The following is a 15588-nucleotide window of genomic DNA, read 5'->3' as shown; positions in this document are numbered from 1 at the left end:
AGTGCGGTGCTGTTCACAAGGAGTGGGCAGAGCTAAGTAACCGTTACCATGTCTGTTCTGCCTGTGGGTTTGCGATACCGCGGGACAGGGGAACGGTGATGGTTTTCTACAACGTTGCTACTAATTGGACTCCGTCCCGCTGCCGCGAACAGCAACCGGGGCTGGGAACCCGCCTCGTGAGTCTTGGATGCTTCAGCTCTACTGTGGCTAACGCCACGCTTCGCGAACAGAGACCCGGTACACGGGATGGACTCCGTCCCGCTGCCGCGAACGATGAAGCAACTGGGGCAGAAGAAGAGACAAAAGCTCTGCTGTCAAGCGGGTGAGGAAACCCCACCCGCCTACGCGGTGGGGTAGTTCATATGACCTTGCCCTCGGACGTGATTCTTCCCTTCAGTTTGCTGGCCCGCTCTTCGGCTTCCTCGGTAATGAGAGGCAGTTGCTCTAACACCTCGCCGGGGTATTTTTCCAACACCCGCAGAGAGAGCGCTATCCGCCCTTTGGCCTCATCCACATCGATGACCACGGCCTTGAGCGGCTGACCAGGCCGGAACAAGTCGGATAAGGAGGCAACAAAGCTTTGGCTGACCTGCTTGATGTGCAACAGCCCGCTGCCCCCCTCCTCCAGCTCCACGAAAACGCCAAAGGGCTTGAGGGCGCTGACCTTGCCCCGCACCACCTGGCCGGTGGTGTAGATTCCCAGGCTCTCAGCCTGTCGCGCTACTCGCTGGGAGAGCACCAGCTTGTTGGCAGCAGGGTTGACTTCCAGCAAACTGGCGGTCAGCGATTGGCCCACCAGCTCTTCTAGATCTTCCCGTTGGTTGAGATGCGAGCGAGGAATAAAGCCCCGCAGCCCCTGCACATCCACCAGCACCCCACCCTTGTTGGTGCCGATCACCGGGGCAGTTACTGTCTGGCCATTGGCCTGTTTTTCGGCCAGCTCCTCCCAAAGTCGCTTCAGCCGCAGCCGCCGCGCCGAGAGCACGATTTGCCCTTCCGAGTCCTCTCGCAAGATGAGAAAATCGGCTTCGCTTTTGAGGGGAAAAAGCCCGCTCAAATCCTCTCCTGGGCGGATCCCGGCTTCCTTCAGGGGCAAAAAGGCCGGCGACTTGCCGCCGATATCTACCAAGGCCCCATCGTTCTGGTGCTGGAAGATGCGACCTCGCACCACCTGTCCCGGTTGAAAGTCAAGGCTTTGCGCCTCCAGAGCCTTGGCAAAATCTTCCGAAGAAAACGTATCGGCAGCCTGAGAGCGAGGGAAACGAAAGGTCATGGAAAGGAAGCCATTCGAGAGGCAATGGGTTTCAGGATAACCCAAAACCTGCCAGGGATCCCAGCCCCTCTCGTCCGCCTCAGCGGGAAGAGGTGCTCACGCTCTTGAGAGGAGGCCAAGCCCAGGGCATCGACACCGGCAGCTTTACCTAGATGTAATACATCAACCTGGCCTGTTGCTGTTGCGCCTGCCGGTCGCAGAGGTCTTGCAAGGTCGTTTTTTGGAGAATGCCCACCGCTGCCGCCTGGGCATCTTGCCAAGCCTGCCAGAGCACCTGGCGCTCCGGCGAGAGATCGCCGCTGGGCAAGTCCCGGGAGCGGCTGAGATCTTCTCCCTCGATGGCCTGAATGATGTCCAACAGGGAGATCTGCCAGGGCGGTCGAGCCAGAGAATAACCCCCTTTGGCACCCCGCTGGCTGCGTACCAGGCCCTGCCTGCGCAGCGTGGCCAGCAACTGCTCCAGGTAGCGGTCGGGAATCGACTGATGGGCTGCGATCTCCTTGATCTGCAATACCCGGCCATCATGGTAGTGCTGGGCCAACTCCAGAAGAGCTAGGAGAGCGTACTCACTTTTACAAGACAGTTCCAAAATACCCATCCTTCCTGCAGGGATCAGGTCTATGGTACTCCGGTTTCCCGCCGGAGTTTTGTGAGATCCCCTTTGGGTTAGCGGTGGGTTCGGCCTGTATGGTGGAATAGGCCCCTTTGGGAGTGGTTTATGGCAAGTGTTGGCCCCCTATCCGGTTCAGCGCGGATCCCGGCGGAGCGATTGCAAACTTTGCGGCAGCAGATCGGCAAGCTGATCGCCAACGTCGAGTCGGTGTTTCAAGGCAAGCCACAGGTGGTGCAGGCGGTGGTGACGGCCCTGGTGGCGGAAGGCCATGTCTTGCTGGAGGACGTGCCGGGAGTGGGCAAAACCACGTTGGCGCGGGCCATTGCCCGCAGCTTGGGGGCCAAGTTTCAGCGAATTCAATTTACCAGCGACCTCTTGCCAACTGACATTCTTGGCCTCACCCTCTTCAACAAAGAGAAAGGGGAGTTTGAATTTCGCCCAGGCCCCATTTTTGCCCATGTCATCCTGGCCGACGAGATTAACCGCACCTCTCCCCGCACCCAGAGTGCCCTGTTAGAGGCAATGGCGGAAAAGCAGGTTTCGCTGGATGACCGCACCTACCCGCTGCCCAGTCCCTTTATGGTGTTGGCCACCCAAAACCCCTTGGAGTATCACGGCACCTATCCCCTCCCGGAAAGCCAGTTGGATCGGTTTTTGGTGCGGCTGTCCATCGGCTACCCCAGCCCTGAGGTGGAGCGGGCTTTGCTGCTGCAGCGACAGCAGGCAGAGCCGGTGGAGGCTCTCCAGCCGGTGCTTTCCCTGGCGGAGCTGCGGGAGATCCAGGCGGCGGTGGATCAGGTGTACCTGGATGGATCCCTGGCCGACTATCTGCTGCAGGTGGTGCAGGCGACACGCGCCTCCAAGCTGTTGCGGGCTGGCGTGTCCACCCGCGGGGCATTGGCTTTGGCAAGGGCTGCACGGGCGCAGGCGTTGGTGAGAGGGCGGAGCTTTTGCCTACCGGAAGATCTGCAAGCTTTGTTTGTGCCGGTGCTGGCGCATCGCATTTCTTTAGCCGGATCTGGGGACATGACGAGCAACCGACGGCAGGAAGCAGAGGCCGTCATCCGCGACATCGTGGCAACGGTTGAGCCGCCGGTTTGAGGAGGGATCCCCTGGGCAACAATAGGAGCCAACGGTCTTGGGCAGAACTGCGGATGTCGGATCCCAATCAAGAAATTAAAGACCTCTTCCTGGCTTTGGACAAAAAGCTGGAGGGCATCGACCGCAAGTTGGAAATCCAGGTGACGGAGATCAAAAGCGAGATCCGGCTGGTCAAAACCGATTTGGAAGCCAAGATTGACCTCACTCGCAACGAGCTGGAAGCCAAGATCGATCTCAGCCGTAGCAGCCTGGAAGTGAAAATCGCGGAGCTAAGCAGCAAAATGGATGGCTACAGCAAGCGGCTTGACCAACAGGAGTTCATCAGCCGCGGCGCGATCGTGGCCCTAGTGGTTGGGGTGGCCTCAGGGTTTATCAAGTATCTTTTCTTCAGCAATTGATTGGAGTTTGACCTGAGTTCCCTTGGGTTCCTCCCCAAAACCTGTAAGCGGCGGCGGGTCAGCACTCCTGGAATTGCTCGAGGGCAAGACACAGCTCCGGGACAACTTCTGCTGGCCAGAAACCTTCGCCGCGCCGGCCCTGGTGCAACTGGAGGTAGAGGCCCCAAGCGGTGGCGCTGCCGCTAGCAATCAACGTGAGGGCAGGAAAGGTCTGCTCCAGTGTAATGCTCTCCTCAGCCATCAATTGGGAGGCGACAGCTTCCATATCCTGCTGCAGACGATACACCCCCTGCACAAACGCTTGCCATTCTTCTAGGGTTAGCTCCAGCGCCCACGTTTCTCCCCCCACCAGGGCCACAAACGGGGAGCGCGCCGGATCCCAGCCCAGTCGCCAGCCGGATCCCTTGCGCAGAGGAGGAGGGGCATAGGAGAAAAAAGCATCCATACTAGGGTAGGCCAAAGAGATGCGGGTAGAATCAACGGGGTGCATGATCAGCATAAAGCGCCTATGCCCAGTTACCAGCCTCCCTTCCCCCAGCGCCGGCTCCCCTTGCCGGGTACGCTCATTTCTGGGTTGGGGGCGCTGCTTGCGGCTTTGGCGCTCCATGCTGCCGGAGGGGATCCTGGGGAGACTTGGGCGACGGTGGTTACCCCGCAAAACCCAGTTTTACATGTGGGCATCCTGCAGCACTTTGGCCGTTCCAACAAAGATCAAGTGGAGTTGGCAGCGCCAAGGGGGTCGCTGCTGACGCTGGAATTTGCCCAGGCCGACGGCAGCACCCAGAGGCAGCGCACTCCGCGAGTAACTGTTGGAATCGTCAACCGCGCCCTAGCCAGCCCGGAAACCGTGTACCGCCTTATCCTCAGCAGCCACAAAAGCTTCGAGAGCGCCGAGGCCAGTGCCAACTCTTGGGAATCTCTGGGCATCCGCACTGAGATCGCCCAGCCCCAGGAATGGCAGGTGTGGGCCAGCCGCGCCTACACTCCCCAACAATTGATCCAGATTCAACAATATGCGCAAGCAAAAGAGATCCCCCAGGTGCGGCTGGAGGTGCAGGAGCGACGCGAACGGGCGGAGCTGAGCTGGGTGCATGAGCATTTTCGCTACCATCGCACTCGCCTGAGGGTGACCTCCGATGCCGGCTATCTGCGGGTGAACGACCGCTACTACGCCGGATCGATTACCCTTCAGCCCAATGCCTACGGCAGCTATACGGTGGTCAACGCTGTGCCCTTGGAAACCTATTTGCGGGGGGTGGTGCCCCATGAGGTGGGGCCAGGGGCTCCCTTTGCCGCCATGGCGGCCCAGGCCATCTTGGCGCGCACCTATGCTCTCAAGAACCTGCACCGCTTTCGGATCGACGATTACCAGCTCTGTGCCAACACCCACTGCCAGGTTTACAAGGGGCTGAGCGGCACCCACCCACGGGCTGATGAGGCGATTCGCCAGACCAGCGGCCTGGTGCTCACCTACAACGGCGAGCTGGTGGATGCCGTTTATTCTTCCACCAACGGCGGCATCTCGGCAGGTTTTGAAGAAGTTTGGGACGGGGAGCCGCGCCCCTACCTGCGCCCTCGCGCTGACATTGCCCACCAACCCGATCAGCTCTTTGATTTGCGGCAGGAGGGCGACTTGCAAGCCTTTCTGGCCCGACGGGAAGGTTTCAACGAAGCGGGGGTATCGCGCCTCTTCCGCTGGGAGTTCTCTCAGTCGCTGGAGGAGCTAAACGCCCAACTGCGGGCCGCTCAAGAGTACCTCGGGATCCCTCTTCCCGAGTGGACAACCATCCAGGGGCTGCACGTCCTGGAGCGCTCGGTCAGTGGTCGGGTGCAGGCGCTGCAAGTGGGCTTGCAGACGCCCCGAGGGTCCTACTCAATGGTTTTGCGCAAGGATCAAGTGCGCCTGGCTTTTCCCCGCTTGTACAGTACCCTGTTTCGCGTGGAACCCCTGAAACAGGGCGAGCGGCTGACAGGCTACCGCTTTATCGGCGGTGGCTTTGGTCACGGGGTGGGGCTGAGCCAGTACGGCGCCTACACCCTGGCGCGGCAGGGGTTTAACGCGGCGCAAATCCTCGCCTTTTACTACCCCGGTACCACCCTGGCTGAGCTGGGATCCCTCTCCCTGCAGTTGCCTGAGGCTTCGCTGGCCTTTGACAATAGCCAGGTGCAGTCCTTGTCCGGCTACCAGAGATAAGGGACACGATGGGAGGAGAGCAACAGGAACAAAGTGCCAGCCATCCCCCTCTTCGGGAGCCCTCTCGGCAGGGATTGGAGGCCGAGGCAGCCCAAGCGGGCGTAGAGGGGGAGCACAGTGGTATCAAAAGCGGGGAGCTGTCGGCCATCCCGATGGCGCCGCCGGGGTTTAAGTCGGGGTTTGTGGCGCTAATCGGGCGGCCCAATGTGGGCAAGTCCACCTTGATGAACGCTCTGGTGGGCCAGAAGATCGCCATCACCTCCCCCGTGGCCCAGACCACCCGCAACCGCCTGCGCGGGATCCTCTCTTTGCCGCAAGCCCAGATCATCTGGGTGGATACCCCTGGCATCCACAAGCCCCACCACCGCCTGGGGGAGATCTTGGTACACAACGCCCAGGCTGCCATTGGGAGCGTGGATGTCGTCCTCTTTGTGGTGGACGGCTCAGTGCCAGCAGGTCGCGGCGACGCCTTTATTGCTGAGCGGATCCCTGCTGCTACCCCCTGCATCCTTGTCTGCAACAAAGCCGATCTTGTGCCCAAAGAGGCGGCCACGCGCCAGGCTCACCAGGAGAGCTACCAAGCCCTGCGGCCCAACGCCCCTGTCGTCTGGGTGTCGGCGTTGGATCCCAGCAGTTTGGCGCCCCTCATCCAGGCCACCGTTGACCTGCTGCCTAGCGGCCCCTACTACTACCCGCCGGACTTGGTGACGGATCAGCCAGAGCGGTTCATTATGGCGGAGCTGATCCGCGAACAGGTGCTGCTGCATACCCGCGAGGAGGTGCCCCACTCGGTGGCCGTAACCATCGACCAGGTGGAAGAAACCCCCACCGTTACCCGTATCCTAGCCACCCTCTACGTGGAGCGGGACTCGCAAAAAGGGATCCTCATCGGCAAGGGGGGAGAGAGGCTCAAGCAGATCGGCCAGGCCGCCCGCCTCCAGATTCAAAAGCTGATTGCCGGCAAGGTATACCTGGAGCTGTTTGTCAAGGTGCGGCCCCACTGGCGGCGCTCCGAGCACCTGCTGCGCGACTTCGGCTACCGCATCGAGACGTAGGGGTCTTGGGTTGAGCGGAGCGGTGATTGCGGCTAATTATGGAGATGCAACGCTGCACGTGAAGGATAACGGCCATGCTGCGACTGTACGGGATCCCCACCTCCGGCAATTGCTACAAGGTGGAGCTGCTCCTCAGGCAGTTGGGGATCCCCTACGAGACGGTTGAAGTCAATTCTAGGGTCGGAGAAAATCGCCGCCCCGAGTACCTGGCCAAGAACCCTCTGGGCCAGATCCCGGCTTTGGAGCTGGAAGACGGCACGGTCTTGGCCGAGTCGGCGGCAATCTTGGTTTACTTAGCAGAAGACACCCCCCTCTACGGCCAAACGCGGCTGGAACGAGCCGAGATCTTGAAATGGCTGCTTTTTGAACAGACCCGCATTGCCCGCTACATTGCCACCACCCGCTTCCTGGTGCGGGCTGGACAAGCCGAGGCCCACGCCGAGCTGATTGCCCAGAACCTCAAATCCGGCACAGAGGCCTTGGAGATCATGGAGGGCCATTTGCAGGGGAAAGCGTTCTTCGTGGGCAACCGCTACACGATTGCAGATCTGGCCCTTTTTACCTACACCCACGTGGCGGAGCAGGGCGGCTTCGACCTCAAACCCTTCCCCAACATCCGCGCCTGGTGTGAGCGGGTGAAAACCACCGACCGTTTCTTCCCCCTCCCTGGTGCCTAGAACTTGCTGGCGGCGGCTCCTTCCCTCCCCCTGCAGCCGACCGAGTTGGATTTTGCTTCCAAGCCTATCGGAGGATTCCTCACCCCCAGCCTCTCTGCCCAAGGGAGGGGAAAACTGGAAATCGCTGCAACGAAGGGCTCCAGCGGCATTTGGGATCGCCTAGGCTGCCCCGCTGGCCACCCCATTGGAAGCTGCCGGAAGCTTGGCGGGCCTTAGCGCCCCTTGAGCTCTCGCTGGATCTCTCGCTGGGTTTGCCGCTCTTTAATGGCCTGCCGCTTGTCGTGGAGCTTCTTGCCGCGGGCCACGCCCAGATGCGCTTTGATCCAGCCGCGGTTAAGCACCAGCCTCAGGGGAACCACAGTCAGGCCCTTTTGCTCCACCAAGCCCCGCAGACGGTCGATCTCACGGCGGTGCAATAGCAGCTTGCGGCGGCGGGTGGGATCGTGGTTGAACACCTTGCTGGCGGTGCCATGGGGGGAGATGTGCAGGTTGTGCAGCCAGGCCTCGCCATCGCGAAAGAGGGCAAAGGCGTCTTGGAGATTGGCTTTGCCGGCTCGGATTGACTTGACCTCTGTGCCGGTTAGCTGGAGCCCGGCTTCGTAGGTCTCCAAGATCTCGTACTCAAAGCGGGCGCGACGATTCTCCACCAGGGTTTTGACGTTGGGATCCACAGCCATAGGCTTTCAGAATAGAGCTCCGTCCTCCAGAGGGCCTAACGAGAGGCCAGGGATCCCTCTAATTTTTGCACTGCCCGTCCCACGAGGCGCTCGGCTTTGCCGCGCCAACGAAAGCGAATGGGGGTGCCTGTGAAGTCGAGGTTTTGCCGGAAGTGCTTTTCCAAGTAGCGGCGGTAGTTCTCTTTGAAGAGATCGGGATCGTTGACAAACAGGAGAAAGGTGGGAGGCCGCTCCGCCACTTGGGTGCCGTAGTAGATTTTGCCCTGCTTGCCTTGGCGGTTGGCGGGGGGCGATTGCCAGGCAAGGGCATCCTGGAGCACCTCGTTGACCACGGCGGTGGGGATGCGTTTGCGATGGGCGGCTACCGCCGTGTTGACCTCGGCAAAAATCTTGTGGGTGCGCTGCCCCGTGAGGGCGCTGACAAACAACAGGGGTGCCCAGTCGATAAAGTAAAGCCGCTCACGGATCTCGCGGGTGTACTCGTTGATGGTGTAGGTATCTTTGTTTTCTACCGCGTCCCACTTGTTGACGACGATAATGCAGGCGCGGCCTTCTTCTTCAATGCGGCCAGCTAACCGCTGATCCTGCTCGGTTACCCCCTCCAGGGCGTCAATGACCAGCAGCACCACATCCGAGCGCTGGATGGCTTTGAAGGCACGGTTGATGCTGAAAAACTCCACCCCATATTCCACCCGGCTTTTTCTGCGGATCCCGGCGGTGTCGATGAGACGATAGCTCTGCCCCTCCCACTCCACCAGAGTGTCAATGGCATCGCGGGTGGTGCCGGCAATGGGGCTGACAATGGCCCGCTGGGATCCCACCAGGCGGTTGAGTAGGCTGGACTTGCCTACGTTGGGCCGGCCGACAATGGCCACGGCGATGGGATCCGCTGCTGCTGCAGCTTCGTCTACCTCAGGCAAATGGGGCAGTACCGCCTCCAGTACCTCTGCCACTCCGTTGCCGTGGATGGCGGAACAGGGGATCGGCTCCCCCAGCCCCAACTCCCAAAAAGCCGCCGCCTGGGCCAGGCCCAGTTGCCCCGACTCACACTTGTTGACGGCCACCACCACCGGCAGGGGTTGTTTGCGCAGCCAATCGGCCACTTCCCGATCGGCGGGGGTCAGTCCCTCACGGCCATCTACCACAAAGATCACAGCGTGCGCCTCCGCCATCGCCGCCATGGCCTGCTGGCGGATGTGGGGCAAGAACTCGCTGTCGTCGCCAAAGACCAGGCCGCCGGTATCCACCACCTGCAGGCGGCGCCCGTTCCACTCCACCTCTTGGTAGAGGCGATCCCGCGTGATGCCCGGCTCATCGTGGACAATGGCCGAACGCACCCCCGCCAGGCGGTTGACGAGGGTGGACTTGCCCACGTTGGGGCGACCCACAACGGCCACAAGGGGTAAAGCCACTGCTCTGCCTTGCCACAAAACCGAACTTAGATTTCTATCCTAGCTTTTGGGATCCCGGATACCCAAGCTCGGCCCTGCTTCGCATTGCTTCAGGTGCGGGTCTGGCGGTAAGCTGTGCAGTTAACCCCAAGTGAGCCAGGTGTCGGCTTGCCTTTCTATTTGTATGAACCGCGCTCTCGTCCCCGCCCAACGCTTGAACAAGCTGCCTACCTACGTCTTCGCCCGCTTGGATGAGCTGAAGGCCCGCGCCCGCCAGCAGGGGTTGGATTTGATCGATCTGGGCATGGGCAACCCCGATGGGCCCACCCCCCAGCCGGTGGTGGAGGCGGCCCAGGCGGCCATTGCCGATCCCGTCCACCACGGCTACCCACCCTTCGAGGGCACGGCCAGCTTCCGCCAGGCAATTGCTGAGTGGTACTGGCGCCGCTATGGAGTGGAGCTGGATCCCAATGGGGAGGTGCTGCCTCTTTTGGGATCCAAAGAGGGCCTGACCCACCTGGCCTTGGCCTATGTGGATCCGGGGGATCTGGTGCTGGTGCCCAGCCCCGCCTACCCGGCCCATTTTCGCGGGCCCATGATTGCCGGCGGGCAGATCTACCCGCTGCTGCTGCGCCCCGAGAAGGGGTGGCTCATTGACCTGCAGGAGATCCCGCCGGAGGTGGCCAAGCAGGCGCGGGTGCTCTACTTCAACTACCCCAACAACCCAACGGCGGCGGTGGCGCCCCGCTCTTTTTTTGAAGAAGTGGTGGCCTTTGCCCACCGCTATGAGCTGATTCTGGTGCACGACCTGTGCTACGCGGAGCTGGCCTTTGACGGCTATCGGCCCACCAGCCTGCTGCAGATCCCCGGCGCCAAGGACTTGGCCGTGGAGTTCCACACCCTCTCCAAAACCTACAACATGGCTGGCTGGCGGGTGGGCTTTGTGGTGGGCAACCGCCAGATCATCCAGAGCCTGCGCACCCTGAAAACCAACCTCGACTACGGCATTTTTGGCGCACTGCAGAAGGCGGCCGAGACGGCTTTGGCCCTGCCAGAGAGCTACCTACAGCAGGTGCAGGAGCGCTACCGCCGCCGGCGCGACTATCTCATTAGCCGCCTGGCGGAGCTGGGCTGGCAGATTGAGCCGCCGCGGGCAACAATGTACCTCTGGATCCCGACCCCCCGCGCTGCCGACGGCACTCCCGAGGGATCGACGGAGTTTGCCCTGCGGGTGCTGGAATCTACGGGCGTGGTCGTAACCCCTGGCAGCGCCTTTGGGGAAGGGGGGGAAGGCTATGTGCGAATTAGCCTGATTGCCGATTGCCAGCGCTTGGGCCAGGCCATCGACCGCTGGGCGGAAGCCGGGATCCGCTACCTCACCTCCAGCTAGGGAGAGGGGAGTTGGTACTGCTCTACAATGCGCCGGGCAAAGGGAGGGACATGCTGCTCCAGCTTATGGGGGTAGTGGCGGCGCAGGTAGAGATAGTTGCGGACAAAGTGGGAATCAATGGAAAAGCGGGCATATTCCAGGCCACGGGGCCCAAAGCGCTGGATTGCTGCCCCCAGGATCCGAGCCAGCCACATGGGCAAGCTCAGAGCTTGCTCGTAGGCTTGGATCCCCTGCTGCACTGCTGCCCGCCGGGATCCCTGCGAGATCACCGGTTGGGTTTCCAGCTCTTCCCAAACCAGATCCAAGAGCTCCCGCCCGCGCCAGTTGCGCACCAGCAGCCACTGCCAGCCAAAGGGGGATCCCATGTAGCCCACCACCAGATCTGCCAGGCCGTTGACGTAGTCGAAACAGGTAAGGCAAGAGGGGGCAAACACGTCCTTGAGTTCTTTGGTCTTGAGGCCAAAAAAAGGCACCTTTTCCACCGAGCCGTCTTCGTGTTTGAAGTGGATGTGGAAGTCCTGCATGAACTCGTAGTGCACCACCGTTTGCGGGGAGCGGCTGGTGGTTTCCAAAAACTTCTGCAGGCCGGCGCGGCTGACATTGTCCACACAGGGCGTGCCCAGCACGTAAAGCCTCTCTAGGCCCAACTTTTTCTCCACCGCCCGCAAAGCCTGGATCTGACAGCCCACCCCGATAACCAAGAGGCGCTTGAGACCACTTTGCTCCACCTGCTCCAGCACGGAGAGATTGGGCGATAGCGTTGGCTTGTTAACCCGCGCCGCCAAGACCGCCTCCGGGGTACGCGCCAAGACAGGCCGTGGCTGAAAGCGGTCCTGGGGATCCGCCTGCACGCACACCACCCCTTCTACTAGGCCGCTGCTGAGGGCCTTCATGCCGATGCTGCTGACGATGCCCGTCCACTGGGCACCCGGGATCGGATCCCGCCTGCGGGCCGTGTACATTGCCTCGTAGACGCCGAAGTAGTCGCTGTCGTTGACGGCAGCCGACTCGGAGCGCAGCGACTCTCGGGATTGCCCGTGGGTTTGCTCTTCCAAGCGGGTAAACTGCTGGTTTAAGAAGGCACAGGCTTCTTTGACGTAGGCGACATAGCGGGTATCGCAGAGGCCGCACTGGCTGCACAGCTCTTTGGCCGGATAGTGGCCGGAGCGGATGGGTCGGGCCGGACGCGGGGAACGGGATCCCATGGGTTCTAGACCGTAGTGGACAGAGGCACCCTGACCGGTTACCTCACTTTCTTCAGTTTGCTGCCAAAACGACAGACAAGGGCAGAAAAGTTGAGGGATCCCCCCTCCTACTGGCCACCTTCACCGCCGCCCAGTGAGGCCCACAGCTTGCCCACCCCACTGGACAGCAGAAGTTCTCTCGGCGGCCCCTCAGCCCCTGCCCAAACCACTTTCAATGGCCCAGCGGGCCAGCTCGGTGCGGTTGTGCAAGCCAGTTTTGGCCAGCATGTTGCTGACATGGCTTTCGACGGTGCGCTGGCTCACCCCCATCACCTCGGCAATCTCGCGGTTGGACATCCCTCTAGCCACATGCTGGAGCACCTTGGTTTCCGTGGGGGTCAGCTCAATTTCCCGATCCAGCTTGATGACCGGCTGAATGCCGACACTTCGCATTTGCAACAGGCGCTCCGTGTGCTTGAGAACCGACTCCACCTGGGCCACCAGCTCTTCCGCTTCAAAGGGCTTGACCAGGTAAACATCTGCCCCCGTGTTGAGCCCGCGCACCCGATCGGCTGTTTGCCCGCGCGCCGACAAAAAAATCACCGGGATCCAGTCCGTCGCGCTGTTGGAGCGAATGGTCTGGACAAACGTGTAGCCATCCATCTCCGGCATCATCACATCGCAGATGATCAAATCCGGAGTGAAATGGCGCATCGCCTCTAACCCTTCTTGACCGTTGCTCGCCGCCACCACCTCGTAACCGCGAAACTCCAGGTAGTCCTTTACCAGCAGGATCAGGTTGGGATCGTCATCGACAAGCAACAGTCGCTTTGGGTTGTCCACGGCTGACCTTTTGAGCGCTAGAAGAGGGGAAAAGCACAGCTCTCCTTCCCTAACTTTGTCTAGGGAAAAGAAACTACAATGGGTGCCCTCTTATGGCACACCCCTAGCTTAACTAAGTAGCAGCCTGGGGTAACTGTATCCTACCCTCAGAGCCCAGAATACCATATGGAAGTGGAAACTGCATGCTTGAGAAATGCTGGCAACAGTATCTCTACGCAATTTAGGGATCCCAGTTGGTAACTTGATCCTAGAAACTTGTCAGAACTTGCCCCTCCCTTGGAAGCGCGGTGTGGAATACGTAACCATACTCTACCGGAAGGCCTGTATCCCGTAGGTGTCTTATGTACACATAGTACCGTATACCCATATTCTCCTTAGGTATTTATCTGCAAAGATTGCCAGTTCTCGTGTCTGCATGTCTTCTGGCCGGGGTTTCCGCGTGGGCAGGCGGGCAGAGCTGGTGGAAAATGGAGGAAAGCCTGCACTTCAACAACAGCCGACATGGGGAGAAAGGGTGGAAAAGGGCACACTGGTGGAGTTTCGCCACAATAACGACCGTGTGTTGGCCGTAGTTCAGGGCACCGAGGGCAAAAAGAACCTACTGCTGGGCGTAGCGTCGGGGCAGGTGCACAGCGTTCACCCTCGCCAAATTACCTTTGCCTTGAACGGCAATTCCAGCTTTACGGTGGCGGATATCCCGGGCTTTTGGCAGGCGGTGCAGGCGAAGTTGGATCCCGAAAGTTTGGCTTTGGCCTGGGAATTGGTTCAGGAGGAGCGCCGGCCCCTGAGCCTGTCGGAGATGGCCCAGTTGTTGTTTTCCGACGATTCCCCGGTCTCTACTTATGCTGCTTACCGCCTTTTGAGTGAGGATTTCATCTACTTTAAGGCAAAGGGGGAAGGCTACGAGCCGCGTACCCCGGCGCAGGTGAAGGAAATCCGCCATCAAATTGCCGTCACCCAGCAGCGGCAGCAGGAACAGGCCGAGTTTGAGGCCCGCCTAAGGGCAGCGGTGGCCCAGCCTGGGCAAAAGTACACTTGGACCCCAGCGGAGCGAGCTCGTCTGGAGCTGCTGGAGCGCCTAGCTTTGCAGGGAGCGGCGGCCAGCATTCGCAGCCACGAGGATCTCTCCCACAACCTTACCCCCTCGGATCGGGAGCGGGCCTCGCAACTGCTGCAACTGATGGGATTTCCCGACACTCCCCAAGGAGCCTTTGACGCCCTGGTAGCCCTGGGCCTGTGGAGCCGCCACGAGAACCTGGCTCTGCGCCTCACCGGGATCCCCACCCAGTTTCCCAAGGAGGTGGAGCGCTACACCCAAACTTTGCTGGGCGGCCCTCCTCCCTTCCTGGATCCCCACCTGCGGCGGGATCTCACCCATCTCCACACCTACACCATTGACGACGCCAGCACCCGCGATATCGACGATGCCCTCAGCGTCGAGTTTTGGTCAGAGGAGGAGATCAAGCTCTGGATCCACATTGCCGATCCCAGTTGCTGGGTACAGTGGGGGGATCCTTTGGATCTGGAGGCCCGCCGGCGGGGCACCAGCGTCTATCTGCCCGAGCGGGTGATCCCGATGTTTCCACCGGAGCTGTCCACCGGCCTGATGAGCTTGGTGCAGGGGGAGGTGCGGCCTGCCCTCAGCTTCGGCATCCGGCTGGGATGCGACGGTGCCGTGCGGGACTACGAGATCTGCCTTAGCCAAATCCAGGTCAACTACCGCCTCACCTATGACGATGCCGACGAGATGCTGGAGTTGGGGGCAGAGGCACAACTGACGGCCATTGCCCGGGCCGCTCGCTGGCGCTACGCCTGGCGCCTGGCTCAAGGGGCCATCCAGATCGGCCTGCCGGAGCAAGATATCAAGGTCATGGACGAGATCCCCCACCTGCGTGTTATTGAGGATACGCCGGCGCGGCAGATGGTGGCGGAGATGATGGTGCTGGCCGGTGAGGTGGCTGCTCGCTTTGCTTGCCAAAACAGGATCCCGGTGCCCTATCGCCTGCAGCCGGCCCCTGAGCTCCCCCCGCCGGAGGTTTTGGATCTGTATCCCCAGGGGCCGGTGAGATCCTTTGCCATCATGCGCTGTCTATCGCGGGCAGAGGTGGCCACCCAACCGGGGCGACATACGGGGTTGGGTCTCGATGCCTACTGTCAGGTAACTTCCCCCATTCGCCGCTACCTGGATCTGGTGGCCCACTACCAGATCAAGGCCTTTTTGCGGGGGGATCCCTTGCCCTTGACCGAAGCCGAGGTGCAGCAGTTGTTGCTGGCCATCGAGCCAGGCACGGCAGAAGCGGTTCAAGTGGAGCGCAAATCCAAGCGCTACTGGAGCATCGAGTACCTGCGCCAGCGGCCGGGGCAGATTTGGCGGGCCTTGGTCTTGGGCTATCTGCGGGAGCAGGAAAACCTCGTCATGGCTCTGCTGGAGGAGATTGCCTTTCGGGTGCCGGTGCGCCTAGAACGCCAGGTTCCTCTGGCGGCTTGGATTGAACTGGAAGTCGTGCAGGCGGATCCCCGCGCGGATGTGATCGAGCTGCGCGAGGTGGGACGGGATGCCCCTTAACCTGACGCTTACCCAATCTCCCCAGGCAATTGATACAACGGAAGGGGAAGGTCTCATAATGTCCGGACTGCGAATTTCTCTGGGGGGATCCCATGACCGCACAAAGCTCTGGCCCGCCTCCGATTGTTTACATTCTTTTGCTGGCGATACTGGGGGGAGGCGGCTGGTATGCCTATCGCTCCGGCCTATTTGACTCTTTCCTGAATCGAGGGAACGTGCCTTCTGT

14 protein-coding genes are annotated in these 15588 nt (G+C 60.9%); 7 read left to right on the top strand and 7 right to left on the bottom strand.

Annotated elements, in window-relative coordinates; translation table 11 throughout:
- Window positions 1–358 precede the first annotated feature (358 nt).
- Window positions 359–1273: a S1 RNA-binding domain-containing protein gene (locus NW841_RS01000; protein ID WP_414378788.1), complete on the bottom strand. Its 915-nt coding sequence runs from the start codon at window positions 1271–1273 to the stop codon at window positions 359–361.
- A gap of 148 nt (window positions 1274–1421) precedes the next feature.
- Entirely contained in the window at window positions 1422–1862 is a 441-nt protein-coding gene (locus tag NW841_RS00995; RefSeq protein WP_414366793.1) for an RrF2 family transcriptional regulator, read from the bottom strand.
- 129 nt (window positions 1863–1991) lie between these two features.
- On the opposite strand from NW841_RS00995, the gene NW841_RS00990 reads away from it, so the two are divergent.
- A complete protein-coding gene (locus NW841_RS00990) occupies window positions 1992–2987 on the top strand; it encodes an AAA family ATPase (RefSeq protein WP_414378789.1) in 996 nt (331 codons plus the stop codon).
- Window positions 2988–3040: 53 nt separating this feature from the next.
- On the top strand, window positions 3041–3385 hold the full coding sequence (locus NW841_RS00985; protein ID WP_414384969.1) for a hypothetical protein: 345 nt from the start codon (window positions 3041–3043) through the stop codon (window positions 3383–3385).
- A gap of 58 nt (window positions 3386–3443) precedes the next feature.
- Here NW841_RS00985 and NW841_RS00980 read toward each other — a convergent pair whose 3' ends face one another.
- On the bottom strand, window positions 3444–3884 hold the full coding sequence (locus tag NW841_RS00980) for a DUF1818 family protein (RefSeq protein ID WP_414384967.1): 441 nt from the start codon (window positions 3882–3884) through the stop codon (window positions 3444–3446).
- 9 nt (window positions 3885–3893) lie between these two features.
- On the opposite strand from NW841_RS00980, the gene NW841_RS00975 reads away from it, so the two are divergent.
- The 3 genes from NW841_RS00975 (at window position 3894) to NW841_RS00965 (ending at window position 7311) form a co-directional block, all read left to right on the top strand.
- On the top strand, window positions 3894–5579 hold the full coding sequence (locus tag NW841_RS00975; protein WP_414384966.1) for a SpoIID/LytB domain-containing protein: 1686 nt from the start codon (window positions 3894–3896) through the stop codon (window positions 5577–5579).
- 152 nt (window positions 5580–5731) lie between these two features.
- Window positions 5732–6634, top strand: coding sequence for a GTPase Era (gene era / locus NW841_RS00970; RefSeq protein WP_414363839.1), 903 nt, complete (start codon window positions 5732–5734; stop codon window positions 6632–6634).
- Between the two features lie 74 nt (window positions 6635–6708).
- Window positions 6709–7311 (top strand): glutathione S-transferase family protein, encoded by a 603-nt coding sequence (locus NW841_RS00965; RefSeq protein WP_414363834.1) that lies wholly within the window; start codon window positions 6709–6711, stop codon window positions 7309–7311.
- Window positions 7312–7523: 212 nt separating this feature from the next.
- Here NW841_RS00965 and smpB read toward each other — a convergent pair whose 3' ends face one another.
- Together smpB and der are read right to left on the bottom strand one after the other, a co-directional pair.
- Complete coding sequence (gene smpB / locus NW841_RS00960; RefSeq protein WP_414337930.1) at window positions 7524–7988, bottom strand: SsrA-binding protein SmpB; 465 nt, start codon at window positions 7986–7988, stop codon at window positions 7524–7526.
- A 35-nt stretch (window positions 7989–8023) separates the two neighbouring features.
- Window positions 8024–9400, bottom strand: a complete 1377-nt coding sequence (gene der / locus NW841_RS00955) for a ribosome biogenesis GTPase Der (protein ID WP_414376577.1) — start codon at window positions 9398–9400, stop codon at window positions 8024–8026.
- Between the two features lie 163 nt (window positions 9401–9563).
- Here der and NW841_RS00950 point away from each other — a divergent pair, with 163 nt between their 5' ends.
- Window positions 9564–10769, top strand: coding sequence for an aspartate aminotransferase (locus NW841_RS00950; protein WP_414384964.1), 1206 nt, complete (start codon window positions 9564–9566; stop codon window positions 10767–10769).
- On the opposite strand, the gene NW841_RS00945 is transcribed toward NW841_RS00950, so the two are convergent.
- Window positions 10766–11974 (bottom strand): Coenzyme F420 hydrogenase/dehydrogenase, beta subunit C-terminal domain, encoded by a 1209-nt coding sequence (locus NW841_RS00945; RefSeq protein WP_414384961.1) that lies wholly within the window; start codon window positions 11972–11974, stop codon window positions 10766–10768. The genes NW841_RS00950 and NW841_RS00945 overlap by 4 nt on opposite strands.
- Before the next feature lie 189 nt (window positions 11975–12163).
- Window positions 12164–12796: a response regulator transcription factor gene (locus NW841_RS00940; RefSeq protein ID WP_414370645.1), complete on the bottom strand. Its 633-nt coding sequence runs from the start codon at window positions 12794–12796 to the stop codon at window positions 12164–12166.
- Window positions 12797–13211: 415 nt separating this feature from the next.
- Between NW841_RS00940 and NW841_RS00935 the strand changes: the two genes are divergently transcribed.
- Window positions 13212–15362: a ribonuclease catalytic domain-containing protein gene (locus NW841_RS00935; RefSeq protein WP_414384959.1), complete on the top strand. Its 2151-nt coding sequence runs from the start codon at window positions 13212–13214 to the stop codon at window positions 15360–15362.
- Window positions 15363–15588: the final 226 nt, after the last annotated feature.

The organism is Synechococcus sp. H60.3, assembly GCF_047462295.1.
GTDB lineage: Bacteria > Cyanobacteriota > Cyanobacteriia > Thermostichales > Thermostichaceae > Thermostichus.
This window is presented reverse-complemented; position numbering and strand designations above follow the sequence as displayed.

Excerpts from the sequence above, each read along its gene's own strand:
- NW841_RS01000 (WP_414378788.1), bottom strand. The coding sequence starts at position 1,273 with ATGACCTTTCGTTTCCCTCGCTCTCAGGCTGCCGATACGTTTTCTTCG.
- NW841_RS00985 (WP_414384969.1), top strand. The coding sequence starts at position 3,041 with ATGTCGGATCCCAATCAAGAAATTAAAGACCTCTTCCTGGCTTTGGAC.
- era (WP_414363839.1), top strand. The coding sequence starts at position 5,732 with ATGGCGCCGCCGGGGTTTAAGTCGGGGTTTGTGGCGCTAATCGGGCGG.
- NW841_RS00990 (WP_414378789.1), top strand. The coding sequence starts at position 1,992 with ATGGCAAGTGTTGGCCCCCTATCCGGTTCAGCGCGGATCCCGGCGGAG.
- NW841_RS00945 (WP_414384961.1), bottom strand. The coding sequence starts at position 11,974 with ATGGGATCCCGTTCCCCGCGTCCGGCCCGACCCATCCGCTCCGGCCAC.
- NW841_RS00935 (WP_414384959.1), top strand. The coding sequence starts at position 13,212 with ATGTCTTCTGGCCGGGGTTTCCGCGTGGGCAGGCGGGCAGAGCTGGTG.
- NW841_RS00975 (WP_414384966.1), top strand. The coding sequence starts at position 3,894 with ATGCCCAGTTACCAGCCTCCCTTCCCCCAGCGCCGGCTCCCCTTGCCG.
- NW841_RS00980 (WP_414384967.1), bottom strand. The coding sequence starts at position 3,884 with ATGCTGATCATGCACCCCGTTGATTCTACCCGCATCTCTTTGGCCTAC.
- NW841_RS00950 (WP_414384964.1), top strand. The coding sequence starts at position 9,564 with ATGAACCGCGCTCTCGTCCCCGCCCAACGCTTGAACAAGCTGCCTACC.
- smpB (WP_414337930.1), bottom strand. The coding sequence starts at position 7,988 with ATGGCTGTGGATCCCAACGTCAAAACCCTGGTGGAGAATCGTCGCGCC.
- NW841_RS00965 (WP_414363834.1), top strand. The coding sequence starts at position 6,709 with ATGCTGCGACTGTACGGGATCCCCACCTCCGGCAATTGCTACAAGGTG.